The 18414-nt window shown below is 41.1% G+C and carries 19 protein-coding genes; all 19 read left to right on the top strand.

The window, feature by feature from the left end:
* The first annotated feature begins 5 nt into the window (after nt 1–5).
* The 19 genes from sdaAA (at nt 6) to trmD (ending at nt 18354) form a co-directional block, all read left to right on the top strand.
* A complete protein-coding gene (gene sdaAA / locus NQZ71_RS15075) occupies nt 6–890 on the top strand; it encodes an L-serine ammonia-lyase, iron-sulfur-dependent, subunit alpha (RefSeq protein ID WP_317010925.1) in 885 nt (294 codons plus the stop codon).
* Entirely contained in the window at nt 887–2935 is a 2049-nt protein-coding gene (gene recG, locus NQZ71_RS15070; RefSeq protein ID WP_317010924.1) for an ATP-dependent DNA helicase RecG, read from the top strand. Before sdaAA ends, recG begins: the two co-directional genes overlap by 4 nt.
* A gap of 106 nt (nt 2936–3041) precedes the next feature.
* Complete coding sequence (fapR, locus tag NQZ71_RS15065) at nt 3042–3608, top strand: transcription factor FapR (protein ID WP_127734662.1); 567 nt, start codon at nt 3042–3044, stop codon at nt 3606–3608.
* Between the two features lie 15 nt (nt 3609–3623).
* Nucleotides 3624–4610, top strand: coding sequence for a phosphate acyltransferase PlsX (plsX, locus tag NQZ71_RS15060; protein ID WP_260054250.1), 987 nt, complete (start codon nt 3624–3626; stop codon nt 4608–4610).
* Between the two features lie 39 nt (nt 4611–4649).
* On the top strand, nt 4650–5594 hold the full coding sequence (gene fabD / locus NQZ71_RS15055; RefSeq protein ID WP_144452400.1) for an ACP S-malonyltransferase: 945 nt from the start codon (nt 4650–4652) through the stop codon (nt 5592–5594).
* Nucleotide 5595: 1 nt separating this feature from the next.
* Complete coding sequence (fabG, locus tag NQZ71_RS15050; RefSeq protein WP_144452401.1) at nt 5596–6339, top strand: 3-oxoacyl-[acyl-carrier-protein] reductase; 744 nt, start codon at nt 5596–5598, stop codon at nt 6337–6339.
* A 153-nt stretch (nt 6340–6492) separates the two neighbouring features.
* On the top strand, nt 6493–6723 hold the full coding sequence (locus tag NQZ71_RS15045) for an acyl carrier protein (RefSeq protein WP_127734654.1): 231 nt from the start codon (nt 6493–6495) through the stop codon (nt 6721–6723).
* A gap of 329 nt (nt 6724–7052) precedes the next feature.
* Nucleotides 7053–7805 (top strand): ribonuclease III, encoded by a 753-nt coding sequence (rnc, locus tag NQZ71_RS15040; protein ID WP_317010923.1) that lies wholly within the window; start codon nt 7053–7055, stop codon nt 7803–7805.
* Nucleotides 7806–7915: 110 nt separating this feature from the next.
* Nucleotides 7916–11482, top strand: coding sequence for a chromosome segregation protein SMC (gene smc, locus NQZ71_RS15035; protein WP_317010922.1), 3567 nt, complete (start codon nt 7916–7918; stop codon nt 11480–11482).
* Nucleotides 11483–11512: 30 nt separating this feature from the next.
* Complete coding sequence (ftsY, locus tag NQZ71_RS15030; RefSeq protein WP_144452404.1) at nt 11513–12502, top strand: signal recognition particle-docking protein FtsY; 990 nt, start codon at nt 11513–11515, stop codon at nt 12500–12502.
* Nucleotides 12503–12626: 124 nt separating this feature from the next.
* Nucleotides 12627–12887 (top strand): hypothetical protein, encoded by a 261-nt coding sequence (locus tag NQZ71_RS15025; protein WP_144452405.1) that lies wholly within the window; start codon nt 12627–12629, stop codon nt 12885–12887.
* Between the two features lie 167 nt (nt 12888–13054).
* Nucleotides 13055–13513 carry a DUF4064 domain-containing protein gene (locus NQZ71_RS15020; protein WP_260056233.1) on the top strand — a complete coding sequence of 153 codons (459 nt, stop codon included), beginning with the start codon at nt 13055–13057 and terminating at the stop codon, nt 13511–13513.
* Nucleotides 13514–14211: 698 nt separating this feature from the next.
* Complete coding sequence (locus tag NQZ71_RS15015; RefSeq protein ID WP_127734642.1) at nt 14212–14544, top strand: putative DNA-binding protein; 333 nt, start codon at nt 14212–14214, stop codon at nt 14542–14544.
* 12 nt (nt 14545–14556) lie between these two features.
* Nucleotides 14557–15909, top strand: a complete 1353-nt coding sequence (ffh, locus tag NQZ71_RS15010) for a signal recognition particle protein (protein ID WP_233314421.1) — start codon at nt 14557–14559, stop codon at nt 15907–15909.
* Nucleotides 15910–16040: 131 nt separating this feature from the next.
* A complete protein-coding gene (gene rpsP / locus NQZ71_RS15005; RefSeq protein WP_127734638.1) occupies nt 16041–16313 on the top strand; it encodes a 30S ribosomal protein S16 in 273 nt (90 codons plus the stop codon).
* 11 nt (nt 16314–16324) lie between these two features.
* A complete protein-coding gene (locus tag NQZ71_RS15000) occupies nt 16325–16555 on the top strand; it encodes a KH domain-containing protein (RefSeq protein ID WP_144452542.1) in 231 nt (76 codons plus the stop codon).
* 151 nt (nt 16556–16706) lie between these two features.
* Nucleotides 16707–17090, top strand: coding sequence for a YlqD family protein (locus tag NQZ71_RS14995; protein ID WP_317010921.1), 384 nt, complete (start codon nt 16707–16709; stop codon nt 17088–17090).
* Nucleotides 17091–17101: 11 nt separating this feature from the next.
* Nucleotides 17102–17620, top strand: a complete 519-nt coding sequence (rimM, locus tag NQZ71_RS14990) for a ribosome maturation factor RimM (RefSeq protein WP_144452409.1) — start codon at nt 17102–17104, stop codon at nt 17618–17620.
* The gene (gene trmD, locus NQZ71_RS14985; RefSeq protein ID WP_317010920.1) at nt 17620–18354 is read left to right on the top strand and encodes a tRNA (guanosine(37)-N1)-methyltransferase TrmD; all 735 of its coding nucleotides are present in this window, start codon (nt 17620–17622) and stop codon (nt 18352–18354) included. Before rimM ends, trmD begins: the two co-directional genes overlap by 1 nt.
* Nucleotides 18355–18414: the final 60 nt, after the last annotated feature.

Genomic DNA, 18414 nt, shown 5'->3' with positions numbered 1-18414 from the left:
GAACAATGTTTCGAAATGTAGCGGAACTTGTGGAAATGGCAAACAGTCAAAACAAGCCTATTTCCGAAATAATGATTGAACAAGAAGTAGAAGTGACAGGGAAAACACGGGAACAAATCATCGCACAGATGGAGACTAATTTAACTGTCATGGAGCAAGCGGTTGAACGAGGGCTAAATGGAGTTGTGTCTCATTCGGGATTGACTGGCGGCGACGCTGTGCTTCTTCAAGCGTATATTAAGAAGGGTAATTTCCTGACAGGAGAAGTGATTTTGGACGCAGTCAGCAAAGCAGTTGCCACAAATGAAGTAAATGCGGCGATGGGTATGATTTGCGCCACACCGACGGCAGGATCTGCTGGAGTTGTGCCGGGAACATTATTTGCAGTGAAAAATAAACTAAATCCAACAAGAGAACAGATGCTTAACTTCTTGTTTACGTCAGGCGCATTTGGTTTTGTTGTTGCAAACAATGCCTCCATCTCTGGTGCTGCAGGAGGCTGTCAAGCAGAAGTAGGCTCAGCAGCAGGAATGGCAGCAGCAGCGATTGTGGAAATGGCTGGCGGCACACCTGAGCAAAGTGCCCATGCAATGGCTATCACGTTAAAAAACATGCTTGGACTAGTATGTGACCCTGTTGCAGGACTTGTTGAGGTTCCATGTGTAAAAAGAAATGCGATGGGTGCAGCAAACGCGATGGTAGCTGCAGATATGGCACTTGCAGGCATTACTAGCCGTATTCCGTGCGACGAGGTAATTGATGCAATGTACAGAATCGGATTAAGCATGCCGTCTGCATTAAGAGAAACAGGGCAAGGAGGGTTGGCAGCAACACCAACTGGCCGGAGACTGGAAGCTGAAATCTTTGGGAATGCTGCAGCAGGAAAGTGAATAAAAATTTAAATCTTCCATTGGATCATTTGAAGGGTATTGGACCGGAGACGAAAAAACAGCTTGAAGAAATGCGAATTAATACTATATATGATTTGCTTGAATATTTCCCATACCGTTATGAGGACTTTCGTGTCCGCAACCCAGAAGATATGAAGCATGAAGAAAAGGTAACTGTAGAAGGGAAGGTTCATAGTGAACCTTCCCTTGTCTTTCACGGGCGCAAAAAATCGAGGCTAACGGTGAAGGTGCTAATTGGCAATATTTTAATCAGTGCTGTGTTTTTCAATCAGCATTACTTAAAAAATAAGCTTGCACTTGGTGAACTGATAACAGTAACAGGTAAATGGGATCAGCACAGACAAACAATAACGGCAACACATCTACAAGTTGGCAGCAATCAGAAAGGACAGGACTTTGAGCCTGTTTACACGGTAAGAGGAAGCATAACAGTTAAAGCATTAAGGAAATACATTTCCGCAGCCCTAACCCAATTTGGCCAGGATCTTGAGGAAGTGTTTCCAGAATCATTACTGGCAAAATATAAGCTTATGAAAAGGAATGAGGCACTAGGAATCATTCATTTTCCGCCTAACCGTGAGGAGCTGAAGCTTGCGAGAAGACGGTTTGTTTACGAGGAGTTCCTTCTTTTTCAATTAAAAATGCAGGCACTTCGTAAGCATGAAAGGGAAAATTCAAAAGGAATGGTGCAGGGATATCATCTTGAGAAGCTGATGGATTTCATAAACGGCTTGCCATTTCCTCTGACAAACGCACAAAAAAGGGTTGTCAATGAGATACTGAAAGATATGAAAAGTCCCTTCCGTATGAACAGGCTCCTGCAAGGGGATGTTGGTTCGGGAAAAACAGTCGTTGCAGCAATAGTACTATATGCAACAATTCTTGCAGGACATCAGGGTGCATTGATGGTGCCGACAGAAATACTCGCAGAGCAGCATGCGGAATCACTTACTTCCATGTTTTCTAAAGTAGGTATCCGTTGTGCTCTGTTGACAAGCTCAGTTAAAGGGAAAAGACGAAGAGAATTGTTAAGTGAGCTAAAGGAAGGGAATATCCATATCTTAATCGGTACACATGCCCTCATACAGGATGAGGTGGAATTCCAATCACTAGGGCTAGTTATAACAGACGAGCAGCATCGTTTCGGTGTTGAACAGCGCAGAGTTCTTAGAGAGAAGGGTGAAAGTCCTGATGTTCTATTCATGACGGCAACACCGATTCCAAGAACCCTTGCCATTACTGCCTTCGGTGAAATGGATGTTAGTATTATTGACGAAATGCCGGCAGGGCGAAAAACAATTGAAACATATTGGGTTAAGCATGATATGTTAACACGTATTCTTCAGTTTATGGAAAAAGAACTATCTCAAGGAAGACAAGCATATGTAATTTGTCCGCTGATTGAGGAATCTGAAAAATTGGATGTCCAAAACGCGATGGATGTCCATGCAACATTGTCGACATTCTTTCAAGGTCGTTATAAAGTTGGACTCATGCACGGTAAACTGCCAGCAGATGAAAAGGATGCTATTATGAAGGAGTTCAGTGAGAACTCAACGCAAATTCTTGTCAGCACGACAGTAGTCGAGGTTGGGGTAAATGTCCCGAATTCTACGTTTATGCTCATTTATGATGCAGAAAGGTTCGGATTATCACAGCTCCACCAGCTAAGAGGACGAGTCGGCAGAGGCGACGCTCAATCGTATTGTGTGCTAATAGCAGATCCAAAAACAGAGGTCGGGAAAGAACGGATGAAAATCATGACAGAAACGAACGACGGGTTTGTTTTGAGTGAGAAGGATTTAGAGCTGAGAGGTCCTGGTGATTTTTTTGGAAGGAAGCAAAGTGGTGTGCCGGAATTTAAGATGGCTGATATGGTTCATGATTATCGCATCTTGGAAACGGCTCGAACGGACGCAGTTGTCCTTGTGGAATCAAAGGCATTTTGGGAGTCTGACGAGTATCGCCACTTACGGGGATTGCTTGAAGATACCGGTGTAATGTCAGGTGAAAAGCTGGATTAATCAATAAGTGAGAAGGGAGAATGCGAACTTACAGCTTGCATTCTCCCTTTTATTTATTATATACTACTATTAGTACCTAGTCTTAATAGCGCGGACGGTGTTGCAGATGAGAAGAAGCAAAAAAGAACGGCAATCATTATTAGTACAAACAATCAAGGAAACACCTTTTATAACAGATGAGGAATTGGCGGAGAAATTCTCAGTCAGTGTACAAACAATTAGGCTTGATCGTTTGGAATTATCCATTCCGGAATTACGGGAGCGGATAAAAACGGTTGCGAAGAAAACACTAGAAGATGAAGTGAAATCCTTACCGATTGAAGAAGTCATCGGTGAAATAATAGATGTCGAGTTAGACAGCTCTGCCATATCCATGCTGGAAATAATGCCAGAGCATGTTTTTAAACGTAATGGAATTGCACGGGGGCACCATTTGTTTGCACAGGCAAATTCCTTGGCTGTCGCCTTAATAAATGATGATTTGGCTCTTACCGCTAAAGCGAATATTCACTTTACTTCATCAGTTAAATTAGGTGAACGTATTATAGCGAAAGCAAAAGTGATGAATATTGAGGAGAAAAGCGGCAGAACGACAGTGGAAGTGAGCAGCTTTGTTCAATCAGAGCTTGTGTTTAAAGGACATTTTGAAATGTACCGGTCGAAAAATAAATAATTGGGAGTAATTATTATGAGAATTGCCTTAGATGCAATGGGCGGAGATAACGCACCAAAGGAAATTGTCGCAGGTGCTATAAAAGCTGTACAAGCATTCCCAGATATTGAAATACTGCTTGTCGGTGATGAAAAGCAAATTAATTCTTATTTGACAGACAAGACAAGAATATCAGTTTTACATACAGAAGAACAAATCCTTGCAACAGATGAACCAGCACGGGCTGTGCGAAGAAAGAAAGATGCCAGTATGGTCTTATGTGCAAATGAAGTAAAAGAAAAAAGAGCGGATGCCTTTATATCTGCAGGAAATACAGGAGCATTGATGGCAACAGGACTTTTTGTTGTCGGCAGAATTAACGGCATTGAAAGGCCAGCGTTGGCGCCGACATTGCCAACAATCAGCGGAGCTGGTTTCTTGCTCCTTGATGTTGGTGCGAATGTGGATGCCAAACCTGAGCATTTGGTGCAATACGGCATAATGGGAAGCATATACATGGAAAAGGCGCTTGGGATACAAAATCCTCGAGTCGGATTGCTTAATATTGGAACAGAAGAGAAAAAAGGAAATGAGCTGACGAAGAAAACCTTCGAGGAGCTAAAAAATGCCCCAGTCAACTTTATTGGGAATGTGGAAGCAAGAGACTTGCTTGACGGTGTCTGTGATGTTGTTGTAACGGACGGATTTACAGGTAACATGGTTCTTAAGACGATTGAAGGAACGGCCCTGTCCATGTTTAAAATGCTGAAAGAGGTTATGACAAGCAGTTTAAAAACAAAGGTTGCTGCTGGGATGATGAAGCCTCAGCTTAAAGGGCTAAAAAACAAACTCGATTATTCGGAGTACGGCGGTGCAGCTTTGTTTGGTTTAAATGCTCCTGTCATTAAAGCCCACGGTTCCTCTGACAGTAATGCAATCTATAATGCAATTAGACAAACAAGAGATGTCGTTAAGTCTGAAGTGATCGGCACGATTAAGACAACAATTGAAAATGAAGGTTAATGCTTTTTAAGGCATTCATATGGAAAGGAAAGATGATTTATGAGTAAAATAGCTTTTGTATTTCCAGGTCAAGGCTCCCAAACGGTTGGAATGGGCAAGGATCTTGCTGCAAATTTTGAGCCAGCTAAAGAAATTTTCCAAAAGGCTGATGAAAGATTAGGATTTTCATTGTCATCCGTTATTTTCGAGGGTCCGAAAGAAGAGTTGACTTTAACAAAAAACACACAGCCTGCGCTGCTTTCAGCAAGTACAGCACTGCTTGAGCATTTTAAACAGCATGGCATTAAGGCGGATTTTGTAGCAGGACATAGCTTAGGTGAATATTCTGCTTTAGTTGCTGCTAATGTTCTTTCTTTTGAGGATGCAGTATATGCTGTCCGTAAAAGAGGGGAATATATGCAGGAAGCTGTACCATTCGGTCAAGGTGCAATGGCAGCAGTATTGGGGTTAGAGCGCAGCAAGCTTGCAGAAGTTACAAATGCGGTATCGAATGAAGGAAACTCCGTTCAGCTTGCTAACTTAAATTGCCCAGGGCAAATTGTGATTTCAGGGACTGTTAAGGGCGTTGAGCTTGCTTCTGAACAAGCGAAGGCTGCTGGAGCGAAACGAGCAATTCCGTTAGAAGTAAGCGGTCCGTTCCATTCAGAGCTTATGAAGCCAGCTGCAGATAAATTTTCTGCTGTCTTAGATGAACTTTCTATGAATAATGCAGAAATACCTGTTATCGCAAACGTGACGGCAACACCAGTATCAGATTCAGGTGACATCAAAAATAAATTGATTGAACAGCTATATTCATCTGTGCTTTGGGAAGATTCCGTCCAAAAGATGATTGAATTAGGTGTTGATACATTTATTGAAATCGGACCTGGAAAAGTATTGGCAGGTTTAGTGAAGAAAATTGATCGTAATGTGCGAATCTATTCTGTATACGATGAGGAAACAAGCAATAGTGTTGCTGCGGCGTTAAAAGGAGACGAATAATATGAAATTAGATGGTAAAACAGCATTAGTTACAGGCGGTTCAAGAGGAATTGGCCGTGCGATTGCTTTAAAGCTTGCTAAAGAGGGAGCTAACGTAGCTGTCAATTATGCAGGAAGTGCTGCATTGGCAAATGAAGTGGTTGAGGAAATCAAACAGCTTGGCAAAGATGCGATTGCGATTCAATGTGATGTTTCAAACGGTGAATCTGTAGCTAATATGATTAAAGAAACAATAGATCATTTTGGAAGTCTAGATATCCTTGTAAACAATGCAGGTATCACAAGAGATAACCTGTTGATGCGCATGAAAGAAGCAGAGTGGGATGATGTTATCAACACGAACTTAAAAGGCGTGTTCCATTGCACTAAGGCAGTAACTAGACAAATGATGAAGCAAAGAAAAGGAAGAATCATCAACATTACTTCAATCGTTGGTGTGACAGGTAATCCAGGTCAAGCAAACTATGTAGCAGCAAAAGCAGGAGTAATCGGATTAACGAAAACAACTGCTAAAGAGCTTGCGGCAAGAAATATTACGGTAAATGCTGTTGCTCCGGGCTTCATTACGACTGACATGACAGATAAACTACCGGAAGATGTAAAAAATGCGATGCTTTCCCAAATTCCGCTTGCAAAATTTGGGGAACCTGATGATATTGCTAATGCTGTTGTCTTTTTAGCTTCTGATGAGAGCAACTATATTACAGGCCAAACAATTCATATTGATGGTGGAATGTACATGTAATAAAAACGAAAAATATGCCGTTATAAATAAAAATGGTTTCTTCTAGAAATACTTAATTTAACTAGTAATTCGGCATATTTTATTTTTGTAATAAAAAGGGCATTTATTATTTGTTCAAAATGCTCTATAATCATTTGAGGGGAGGTGACATTAATGTCTGATGTATTAGAACGCGTAACGAAAATCGTTGTTGATCGTCTTGGTGTGGAAGAGTCTGAGGTTAAGCCTGAAGCTTCTTTCAAAGACGACCTAGGAGCAGATTCTCTTGATGTAGTAGAACTTGTTATGGAACTTGAAGATGAGTTCGATATGGAGATTTCTGACGACGATGCTGAAAAGATTGCAACAGTAGGAGATGCTGTTAATTACATAAGTAATCGTTAATCCAACCAATAAAAGCTCCGTTAACAGCGGAGCTTTTAGATTGCAAAAAAACAGAGATGTGCGGTGCTTTTTTCATTGTTTGCATGATTAGATATACAACTGTGTTTAATGTAAAAACGGTCCTGCCTTATGAGAAAAAGACTGGTAAATCGCTGCAAGTTAGTTTAAAATAGTAAGGATTTAAAACTATAAACAGTAATAAAGACGGCAGCCTATCTGAAAAGAAACGGCTTGGAGAGAAAAAAACTTTCCAAGTTTCTTTGCGTTTTTTATCTGTTTTACTTAAACTTATTATGGATATGTAAACTTAGTGCTAAGGTGGAGGCAAAATGCGAGGCAACGGAAAAGACAAGAGACAAATACGTCCAAATGATAAAAAATTAAAAGAATTGCAAGAAAATCTAAGCATCCAGTTTGAAAATGAAAAATTACTGAAACAAGCATTCACTCATTCATCATATGTGAATGAGCATCGTAGAAAGCCTCATGAAGATAATGAAAGACTTGAATTTCTTGGAGATGCCGTGTTGGAACTTACTGTTTCCCAATTTCTTTTCAAGAAATTCCCGATGATGAGCGAAGGCGAGCTGACAAAGCTTCGAGCAGCGATTGTTTGTGAACCATCACTAGTTTCATTTGCGAATGATCAATCATTCGGCAAATTTGTCTTGCTCGGAAAGGGTGAGGAAATGACAGGAGGACGAGCTCGTCCAGCTCTTCTAGCAGATGTTTTTGAGGCATTTATCGGAGCTCTTTATCTTGATCAAGGACTGGAAAAGGTAGTTTCCTTCCTGGAAAAAGTCGTGTTTCCGAAAATAAATTCCGGTGCTTTTTCTCATGTGATGGATTTCAAGAGTCAGCTTCAGGAATATGTCCAAAGGGATGCAGTAGGGACAATTTCCTATAGAATTCTGCAGGAAAAGGGACCAGCCCATAACAGAGAATTCGTTTCTCAAGTTTTCTTGAATGAAATGGAATTAGGAACTGGTACAGGACGTTCCAAAAAAGAAGCAGAACAGCATGCAGCACAGATGTCGCTTACCATGCTGAAAACAAAAGATGCTAAGTCAGACGAAAAATAATAAAGCATCCGTTGGAGAAAGCGAAATCACTGTTGATTCTTCTGCTTTCTTATAACCAAACGACAGCTAGAGATGATGCGAAATAGTAAAGGGGTTAGGAGGTGAGGTAGGTGTTTTTAAAACGGTTAGATGTAATCGGTTTTAAATCATTTGCTGATCGAATTGCAGTAGATTTTGTCCCAGGAGTCACCGCAGTAGTGGGACCGAATGGAAGCGGAAAAAGCAATATTACAGACGCGATACGCTGGGTGTTGGGAGAACAATCTGCCAAAAGCCTCAGAGGCAGTAAAATGGAGGATGTCATTTTTTCTGGAAGTGATTCGAGGAAAGCAGTCAACTTTGCAGAAGTGACATTAACGCTTGAAAATGAAGACCAGTTCCTGCCACTTGATTACAATGAGGTGAGCGTAACCAGACGGGTGTATCGCTCAGGGGAAAGCGAATATCTTATTAATAAGCAATCATGCAGGTTAAAGGATATCGTTGAATTGTTTATGGATTCAGGGCTGGGCAGAGAAGCATTTTCTATCATCAGCCAAGGAAAAGTGGAGGAAATCCTCAACAGTAAAGCAGAGGAACGCCGTGCCATCTTCGAGGAAGCAGCAGGTGTGCTTAAATACAAAACACGCAAAAAGAAGGCAGAAGGCAAGCTTATTGAAACACAGGAAAACTTGAACAGAGTCAATGATATTCTCCATGAACTGGAAGGTCAGGTAGAGCCGCTGAAAATTCAGAGTTCTATGGCCAAGGAATATCTTGATCACAAGGAAAACCTTGAACAAATTGAAGTTGCCCTGATGGTTCATGATATAGAGGAAGCACATCAGAAATATGAGGCAGTTTCCGCTCAGCTGGAAAGCTATAAGGAAAAGGAGCTTAATCTCCTCTCTACGCTGCAAAGCAAGGAAGCAAAAATGGAGGAATGGAAGAACGATATAGCTGCATTGGATGAATCCATCAACGATCTCCAGCAAGTGCTTTTGCTAGTTAGTGAAGAGCTTGAAAAGCTTGAGGGCAGAAAAGAAGTACTGAAAGAACGCAAGAAAAATGCAGTGCAAAACAGAGGTCAGCTCGAAAAAAGCAAGGAAGAGCTTGAAGAAAAAGTGTCATCTTTAAAGCTGCAAAAAGCGGAGCATCTTCAATCAGTTAATCAGTTAAGTCTTGAAGCAAAACAGATTGAAGAAGAGCTAAAGGCTAATGAAAAGAAAATGCAGCTCTTTAGTGTTAATCTTGAAGGAAAAATCGAATCACTAAAAAGTGATTATATTGAGCTTTTAAATGAGCAGGCTGCCGCAAAAAACGAAAGCAGCTATATCACGCAACAGCTCGAGGCGCAAAACAGAAAAACGTCTCTTCTTGATGAAGATAATGAAAAATTCACTTCAGAAAGAACGCGGATAAATTCGGAAAAAGCACGCGTTTCCGCAAGCCTAGCAGCATTAGAAAAAGAGCTTGCACAATCGGCAAATGACTACAAGCAAAAACAGCAATCAGTTGATGAAATGCATGCGAAAGTGCAAAAAACCGAAAAATCGTTATACCAGTCCTACCAATTCATTCAGCAGGCAAAATCGAGAAAAGAGATGCTTGAAGAGCTTGAGGACGACTATGCTGGCTTCTTCCAAGGTGTTAAAGAGGTTTTGAAGGCAAGAGGCAAAGGACTTGACGGCATACATGGTGCTGTCGCTGAATTGATGAATGTGCCAAAGGAATATAACGTGAGTATTGAAATTGCTCTTGGAGGGAGCATGCAGCATCTAGTTGTCGAAACAGAGCAGCATGCACGCCAGGCAATTTCCTATTTGAAAAAGAACGGCTACGGCAGAGCGACATTTCTGCCAATGAGTATTATTAAAGGCAAAAGACTGTCTGATTCTCAAGCCCGTTCCATCCAAGAGCATCCTTCTTTTATAGGAGTTGCTGCAGACTTAATCTCTTTTGATGAAAAGTATCAAGAAATTATGGGAAGCTTACTTGGTAATGTCGTTATCACAAAAGACCTAAAAGGCGCCAATGAAATGGCAAGAACGCTGCAATACCGCTCAAGATTTGTAACGCTTGAAGGAGAAATTGTAAATCCTGGCGGTTCGATGACTGGTGGTGCTGTTAAACAAAAATCAACAAGCATTCTAACAAGAAAAGGCGAGCTTGAGGACTTAAAGGCAAAAATCTTTGAGATGGAGAAATCGTCACTAAAATTAGAAGACCAGTTAAAAAAAGGGAAAGCTACCTCCCAAACGGAAACGGCAGCTTTAGAAGAGTTAAGAATAAAGCAAGAGAATATCCGTTTTTCCTTGCAAACAAGTAAAGATGAACTCAAAGAAATTGAGTTTGACGAAAGAGCAATGAATGAAAAGCTGTCACAATATGACCGCAATAAGGCTGATTATCTCGATGAACAGCAGTCATTAAAAGACAGGCAGCAAATATTGCAGGAAAAGCTTGAAGACTTTGTCCGAAAAATTCAGGTGCTAGAGCAGGAAATTGCTCAATTGACAGAACAGAAAAATCAGCAGAGTCATTCGAGAGAACAGGTTGGAGAGCTGATCGGGGAAAAGCGTGTGGCATTTGCCGCAAAGAAAGAGCAATTAGCCCATGCTGTAGAGAAGCTAAGTAATGTAACTTCTGAATTAGAAATATCTGAGGCTAAATGGAAGCTTGTGAAAGAAGATTTAGAGCTGTTAACTTCTGAGATGACAAATAGCCATTCAGGGGAAGAGCAGCTTGAGGATGCTGCAGTTAACAAGCAGCAAGAAAAGACTGCTGCTATTCACCTAATTGGGGAGCGTCGTGCCGAACGTCTTCAGCTGCAAATGCAGCTGGACGAGATGGATCTTGATGTGAAAGAAACTCGCCGTATCCACCGTGGCATCGTACAAGCCCTAAAAGATGAAGAGGTAAAGCTTAACAGGATTGATGTGGAGCTAGATACACGCCTTTCGAACTTGAGGGAAGAGTATATGATGTCATTTGAGGGTGCGAAAGAGGAATATCCTTTAACATTGGATTTAGAGGACGCTCGCAAAAAAGTTAAGCTGATAAAGCTGGCAATGGAAGAGCTTGGAACAGTCAATCTTGGAGCCATTGAGGAATACGAAAGGATATCGGAAAGATATGACTTCCTTCTTGAGCAAAAGACAGATCTGGAGGAAGCGAAAGATACTCTTTACCTCGTAATTGACGAAATGGATGACGAAATGAAAAAACGGTTCCAGCAAACATTCGAGGGGATTCAGTCCCATTTCGAAGGGGTGTTTCAGCGGCTGTTTGGCGGCGGGCACGCAGCACTGCGCTTAACTAATCCAGATGATTTACTAAACACAGGTGTCGATATTGTAGCACAGCCACCAGGGAAAAAACTGCAAAACTTAAGCTTGTTATCAGGTGGAGAACGTGCCTTGACTGCCATTGCATTGCTGTTTGCAATCTTAAAGGTGCGGCCAGTTCCTTTCTGTATTCTTGATGAAGTAGAGGCAGCACTTGATGAAGCGAATGTTTACAGATTCAGCTCCTATTTAAAAGCATATAGCGATGAGACGCAATTCATTGTCATTACCCATCGTAAAGGGACGATGGAAGAGGCTGATGTGCTGTACGGCGTAACTATGCAAGAATCTGGTGTATCCAGACTTGTTTCTGTTCGGTTAAGTGAAACAAGTGAGCTTGTTGCAACATAATTAATCAATAAATGAGAAAGTGGGAATCAAATGAGTTTCTTCAAAAAGCTTAAAGAAAAAATGTCCCTGCAAACAAATACTGTCACAGAAAAATTTAAAGATGGACTTGCGAAAACAAGAAGTAATTTTTCTGATAAAGTGAATGATTTAGTGTCCAGATACCGCAAAGTGGATGAGGACTTTTTTGAAGAATTAGAAGAAATCTTAATCGGTGCAGATGTTGGCTTTGAGACAGTAATGGAATTGATTGATGAGCTGAAAAGCGAAGTCAAAAAAAGAAATATTCAAGACCCAAGAGAAGTGCAAGCAGTTATCTCAGAGAAGCTTGTAGCAATTTATCAAGGTGGCGAGGAAGAAACCTCAGCTATTAATGTTCAGCAAGACGGGTTGACTGTTATCCTTTTTGTCGGGGTTAATGGTGTTGGAAAAACAACTACAATTGGTAAGCTAGCACATCGCTATAAAGCAGAGGGCAAAAAGGTTGTTCTAGCAGCAGGTGATACATTCCGTGCTGGTGCAATCGAGCAGCTTGAAGTATGGGGAGAAAGAGCCGGAGTAGATGTTATTAAACAAGGTGCCGGATCTGACCCTGCAGCTGTCATGTATGATGCTGTTCAAGCCGCTAAATCAAGAAATGCCGATATTCTTTTATGTGATACTGCTGGAAGACTTCAAAATAAAGTCAACCTAATGAATGAGTTAGAAAAAGTAAAACGCGTAATTGAAAGAGAGGTTCCTGGTGCACCACATGAAGTGCTTTTAGTGCTTGATGCAACAACAGGACAAAATGCCCTTATTCAAGCGAAGACGTTCAAAGAAGCGACTAACGTAAGCGGACTTGTGCTTACTAAGCTTGATGGCACAGCAAAAGGTGGAATTGTACTCGCAATCCGCAAAGAGCTTCAAATACCAGTTAAATTAGTCGGACTTGGTGAAAAAATGGACGACTTACAAAACTTTGACGCAGAAAAATACGTATACGGCTTATTTTCCAACTTGGTTGAAGCTGAGGAAGAATAAGCAAAAAGCTGCTGCAGGAATCCTGTTAACGAGATTCCTGTACAGCTTTTTTTATGTAATAAAAATAACGGCAAGACAGATAATAAGCATGTATAAGGATGACAAGAAGGCAAGGAGGAACATAATGTTCATACAGCTGATTCTCATAACTATCATGTTGTTCGGAGCATTTCTGTCTATTAAAGGCCGTATCGTTCAACGTACTTCTGTTTGGCATCTTGGCAATATGCTTGGAGAAAAAGGACTGCTTGATGAAGAGTCCTATCCAATAACATTAGAAGAGGAAAATCTATTTTTGCGCAGCCTTTCGGGGATAAGAATGAAAATCGTCGGAGCCCTATTAATGGGAATCACCGCAAGTTTAATTATTTTATTCCATATTTAACGGCTAAAAGATCTTTTTGTCACACAGTTGATAATGAGATCTTTTTCTATTTATTGGAATAAATAACAAAAAATAAGAAGAACGTACTAGAAAAAATATGTTACTATAGGGATGTAATCTTTTTTGTGAAAGAGTTTACATACATAAAACTTGAGGTGATTTTTTTAATGAGTCTTAATTTGCGAGCGCCAAGAATTTTAGGCATTGTGTCCTTTGTGTTAATGTTAATTGGTTTTTTCCTATCCATTTTGCTTTATACACAAATAGATAGCTTTACTCCATTACGAGATGCAATGATAGAAACGGTTAATTCGGATCCTACTTTGCAAGAAAGTATCGGACTAACAAACGAGTCAGCTACTGCAGAGGAAGTTACGGATGAGGCGATGGCATTGTTAAAAAATAGTTTACTAATTCCTGTCATCTATTCTGTAATTGCGTGTGCAGCTACTTTATTTAGCATAATTATGATGAACAGAATGCCTCGTACAAGCGGTGTACTTTTCATTATCATCGGAGTAATTTCCCTTCTCTCTATCATTATTCCAATCCTGTTAATTACAGCAGGTGTAATGATCCTAAACAGATCGTCTAAATATAATAAGGAAGCGGGTATACCCGCTTAAATCAAGTCCTGCTTACAGCTTTGAGAGTATTCTTTCTTAAGGCTTTAAGCGGGGTTTTTTGTATGTTTTGGGATGTCTTTGTGCTCTTTATTTTAGAGGGAACGCTATATCCATACGGAGATCTATTGGGTATTTGTAAGAGGTCCTTCGCCGTGTTTCCTTTGCCTCATACGAAGAGCTCCAGTCCATACGGCGCTAAACAGGCCATCTCCGCTTTTCTGGTGTCCAGCTGCAGTCGACCAGCGTCTGCGAAACTTGGGTCCTTTCCCTACGATAAGTCAACATCGCCTCACTAGGTTCGCCGTGTTTCCTTTATCTCAGTCAAGGCCCTCCAGTTTCTCCGCCGCTAAACGGTCGCCTTCCGCTTTTCATTGTCCAGCTGCAGGCGCCATCGGCTCGAGGTCATAAGCCAAGCTGTCCAAGAAGGGGAAAGGGCACCCCTTCTCGGCCAACTTGTCTTATGCTTGTCGCCGATAAGCAGGCGCCTTCCGCTTTTCTGTTGTCCAGCTGCAGGCGCCATCGGCTCGAGGTCATAAGCCAAGCTGTCCAAGAAGGGGAAGGGGCACCCCTTCTCGGCCAACTTGTCTTATGCTTGTCGCCGATAAGCAGGCGCCTTCCGCTTTTCTGTTGACATCTTTTTTGTTGGTGTGTACAATAAGGGTGTAAAGGTGTTTGACTTAACATGGAGGTATTGTTCGATGCTTGAAAAAACAACACGAATGAATTATCTGTTTGATTTCTATCAGTCGTTGTTGACACCGAAGCAACGAAGTTACATGTCTCTTTATTATTTAGATGATTATTCTCTTGGTGAAATTGCGGATGAGTATGACGTTAGTCGTCAAGCTGTTTATGATAATATTAAACGGACGGAAGCGATGCTGGAGGAATATGAAAATAAATTACTCTTACTTCAAAAGTTTCAAGAGCGTAATACTCTTTTTATACATATAAAAGAGTTATTAAAGGATGATACTCCTTCGGTTTCAGCATTGCTGGAAGCAGTTTGCGAGCTGGAGAAATTAGATTAAGGAGGCGGCGCAATGGCATTTGAAGGTTTAGCTGACCGACTGCAGAATACGATCCAGAAGATCCGCGGAAAAGGGAAAGTAAATGAAGCGGATGTTAAGGAAATGATGCGTGAAGTCCGACTTGCATTGCTTGAGGCGGATGTTAACTTTAAGGTAGTCAAGGAGTTTGTTAAAAAAGTCAGTGAGCGTGCTGTTGGACAAGAGGTTATGAAAAGTCTAACCCCAGGTCAACAGGTCATTAAGGTTGTTAAAGAAGAGCTTACGGAGCTGATGGGTGGAGAACAAAGTAAAATTGCTGTATCCAACCGTCCGCCGACTGTCATTATGATGGTTGGTTTGCAAGGTGCCGGTAAGACGACGACAACTGGAAAATTGGCTAATTTGCTGCGTAAAAAGCATAATAGAAAGCCGTTGCTAGTTGCGGCAGACATATATCGTCCTGCTGCTATTAAACAGCTGGAAACACTTGGTAAACAGCTCGATTTTCCTGTTTTTTCACTTGGAGATCAAGTCAGCCCTGTTGAGATTGCGAAACAGGCTATTGCAAAAGCGAAGGAAGACCATCATGATTATGTTTTGATTGATACTGCAGGTCGACTGCATGTTGATGAAGCATTGATGGACGAGTTGAAGCAAATTAAAGAGCTTTCTAATCCGGATGAAATATTCCTTGTTGTGGATGCGATGACAGGTCAGGATGCAGTCAATGTAGCAAGCAGCTTTAACGAGCAGCTTGGTCTGACAGGTGTCGTATTAACGAAGCTAGATGGTGACACTCGAGGCGGTGCGGCATTATCTATTCGTTCTGTTACGCAAACACCGATTAAATTTGTCGGTTTGGGTGAAAAGATGGATGCACTTGAGGCATTCCATCCAGAGCGTATGGCGTCACGTATTCTTGGAATGGGTGATGTGCTAAGTCTTATCGAAAAAGCACAAATGAATGTCGATGAAGAAAAGGCAAAAGAGCTGGAAATGAAAATGAAAACAGCTTCCTTTACTTTAGATGACTTCTTAGAACAGCTTGGGCAAGTACGCAACATGGGGCCGCTTGATGAGCTGCTGAAAATGATGCCAGGAGCTAACAAAATCAAGGGCTTGGATAATCTCCAAGTGGATGAGAAGCAAATCAGCCATGTGGAAGCAATTATTCGCTCCATGACAAAGGCAGAGAAAGAACACCCTGAAATTATCAACTCAAGCAGACGTAAGCGTATTGCTAAAGGGAGCGGCAGAACGGTTCCTGAAGTGAATAGGCTGTTGAAACAGTTTGAGGACATGAAAAAAATGATGAAACAAATGACGGGTATGACCCAAAAAGGCAAGAAAAAAGGCAAGTTTAAATTACCATTTAACCCTTTTTAAGGGTGTTAACAAGCGGTTTTTTATTAAATTGAACAGAATGTTTAGTCTGACAAGAAAAAACACTTTACAAACTGTTCAACTATTGATATTATACTATCTTGTGTGAAACTATTCGGAGGTGCATTTTTAAAATGGCAGTAAAAATTCGTTTAAAACGTATGGGAGCTAAAAAGACTCCTTTCTATCGTATTGTAGTAGCAGATTCTCGTTCACCACGTGATGGACGTTTCATTGAAACAGTAGGAACTTACAATCCAGTAGCAAACCCTGCTATCGTGGATATCAACGAAGAGAAAGCTCTACAATGGTTACAAAATGGTGCAAAACCATCTGATACAGTTCGTAACCTTTTCTCTAACGAAGGTATCATGGAGAAATTCCACAACATCAAAAACGGTAAGTAATTCGTTTGAAGATGCAGGAATTAATTGAAACGATTGTTAAGCCCCTTGTAGATTTTCCGGATGATGTTGCGATACAAGTTACTGAAGACGATGATCGAATCACTTACTTGCTTTCTGTCAACAAGAATGACATGGGAAAGGTAATTGGGAAGCAAGGGCGGGTTGCGAAAGCAATTCGGACGATTGTTTATGCTGCTGGGTCACAGCAGCACAAAAAGCTGGTCTTAGAGATTGGCGAATAAAAAGGAGGAGGGGGAACCCTTCTCCTTTATTTGTTTATATCTTCAAGGTAATTCTTTATACTAAAGGAAAATGTGCTTTAGAGCGGGGGATACGGCCCCGCTTGCCGCTTTTTCAGCAATTAAATAGTATTGCATTGATAGGAGGAAAAAAATGCAGATTCTCCACACTGTCACAGTCAAACAAATATTGACCGAAAAAACGAAACAAGCATCAGAGAAGAAAATCTCGCAAGAACTGCTTCAGCTTGAAAAAGAATCCGAACAATTCAAATTTGAGGAGAAAAAACTGCTCAAAGGCAATCATTCCGCAAATGCTGTTAAGCAGCATATAAGCAAGGAACTTGCTCAAAGAGAGGAAAAAAAGAAAACACTAGAGTTTCAATTAGCACAATTACATATACTACCATTGGGCAGTGAACTAAAAAGTCAAGAGCTTACTGGGATTGTTGATATAAATATAGGAGATGTTTGGGATGAGCAATTGCTCCACAAAACAATTCTTCTAAAAGACGGAAAAGTCGTAGATATACGGTAGAGGTGATTAATATGGAAAAATGGTTTAATGTAGGCAAGGTTGTCAATACACATGGTATACGCGGAGAGCTTCGCGTCATTTCCCGCACAGATTTTCCTGAAGAAAGATATAAAGTAGGAAACTCCATTTATTTTTTTGGGGAAGGGAAAAAGGAGCCAATCGAGCTGAAAATAAAAACACAGCGTCCCCATAAAAACTTTCATCTGTTGACATTTGAAGGCTATGATAATGTTAATGAGGTAGAGTTTATGAAGGGCGGCACATTGAAGGTGCCTGAAAGCTTTTTAGGAGAATTACCAGAGAACGAGTACTATTTCCATGAAATCATTGGCTGTAAAGTGGAGACAGTCGAAGGTGATGAGGTAGGAGTCATTTCAGAGATTCTTACACCTGGTGCAAACGATGTATGGGTGATTAAGACTAATAAAAAAGAAGAAGTTTTAATCCCTTATATTGAAGAGGTCGTTATGAAAGTGGATGTGAAGGAAAAGCTAGTTGTCATTGAGCCAATGGAAGGGCTGTTATCATAATGAGAGTAGATGTATTAACGCTGTTTCCAGAAATGTTTGAGGGTGTGTTTAACAGCTCTATCCTGAAAAAAGCGAAAGAGGCAGAGAAGGTATCCTACGGTGTCACAAACTTCCGGGAATACTCTGATAATAAGCACCAGTCTGTTGATGATTATCCGTATGGCGGAGGCGCTGGAATGGTCCTCAAGCCGCAGCCGATTTTTGATGCGGTCGACGATTTGCAAACAAAGAGCGGGACTAAGCCGAAAGTAATCCTTATGTGTCCTCAAGGTGAGCGTTATAACCAGAAAAAAGCGGAAGAGCTTGCAAAGGAAGAGCATTTAATTTTTATTTGCGGTCACTATGAAGGCTATGATGAGCGGATTCGCGAGCATTTGGCAACAGATGAGATATCAATTGGTGATTATGTGCTAACAGGCGGCGAGCTTGGAGCAATGGTAGTGATTGATAGTGTTGTCAGACTCCTTCCAGGGGTGTTAGGAAGCGAGGCGTCCCATGTGTATGATTCATTCAGCACAGGACTGCTTGAGCACCCGCATTATACCCGTCCTGCCGATTTCAGAGGGATGAAGGTGCCTGCAACGCTTACGTCTGGAAATCATGCGCATATTGATGAATGGAGAGAAAAGGAGTCGCTGAAAAGGACGCTTGAAAGACGTCCGGATCTTCTCGAAAACTACCCGTTAACAGATAAGCAGCAAAAACTATTAAATGATTTGCAGAAAAACAAATAATAGATATTGATGTCTTAAAGTTTTTATGTTAAGATAACACTTGTGACTTAAGCAGAAACC

This window comes from Niallia taxi (assembly GCF_032818155.1).
Taxonomy (GTDB): Bacteria; Bacillota; Bacilli; order Bacillales; family Cytobacillaceae; genus Niallia; species Niallia taxi_A.
The sequence above is the reverse complement of the archived record's forward strand: the minus strand, read 5'-3'. Positions and strand labels throughout refer to the sequence as shown.

Coding starts and splice junctions, on each gene's coding strand:
- sdaAA (WP_317010925.1), top strand. CDS start 6: ATGTTTCGAAATGTAGCGGAACTTGTGGAAATGGCAAACAGTCAAAAC.
- fapR (WP_127734662.1), top strand. CDS start 3,042: ATGAGAAGAAGCAAAAAAGAACGGCAATCATTATTAGTACAAACAATC.
- plsX (WP_260054250.1), top strand. CDS start 3,624: ATGAGAATTGCCTTAGATGCAATGGGCGGAGATAACGCACCAAAGGAA.
- fabD (WP_144452400.1), top strand. CDS start 4,650: ATGAGTAAAATAGCTTTTGTATTTCCAGGTCAAGGCTCCCAAACGGTT.
- fabG (WP_144452401.1), top strand. CDS start 5,596: ATGAAATTAGATGGTAAAACAGCATTAGTTACAGGCGGTTCAAGAGGA.
- NQZ71_RS15045 (WP_127734654.1), top strand. CDS start 6,493: ATGTCTGATGTATTAGAACGCGTAACGAAAATCGTTGTTGATCGTCTT.
- rnc (WP_317010923.1), top strand. CDS start 7,053: ATGCGAGGCAACGGAAAAGACAAGAGACAAATACGTCCAAATGATAAA.
- ftsY (WP_144452404.1), top strand. CDS start 11,513: ATGAGTTTCTTCAAAAAGCTTAAAGAAAAAATGTCCCTGCAAACAAAT.
- NQZ71_RS15025 (WP_144452405.1), top strand. CDS start 12,627: ATGTTCATACAGCTGATTCTCATAACTATCATGTTGTTCGGAGCATTT.
- NQZ71_RS15020 (WP_260056233.1), top strand. CDS start 13,055: ATGAGTCTTAATTTGCGAGCGCCAAGAATTTTAGGCATTGTGTCCTTT.
- NQZ71_RS15015 (WP_127734642.1), top strand. CDS start 14,212: ATGCTTGAAAAAACAACACGAATGAATTATCTGTTTGATTTCTATCAG.
- ffh (WP_233314421.1), top strand. CDS start 14,557: ATGGCATTTGAAGGTTTAGCTGACCGACTGCAGAATACGATCCAGAAG.
- rpsP (WP_127734638.1), top strand. CDS start 16,041: ATGGCAGTAAAAATTCGTTTAAAACGTATGGGAGCTAAAAAGACTCCT.
- NQZ71_RS15000 (WP_144452542.1), top strand. CDS start 16,325: ATGCAGGAATTAATTGAAACGATTGTTAAGCCCCTTGTAGATTTTCCG.
- NQZ71_RS14995 (WP_317010921.1), top strand. CDS start 16,707: ATGCAGATTCTCCACACTGTCACAGTCAAACAAATATTGACCGAAAAA.
- rimM (WP_144452409.1), top strand. CDS start 17,102: ATGGAAAAATGGTTTAATGTAGGCAAGGTTGTCAATACACATGGTATA.
- trmD (WP_317010920.1), top strand. CDS start 17,620: ATGAGAGTAGATGTATTAACGCTGTTTCCAGAAATGTTTGAGGGTGTG.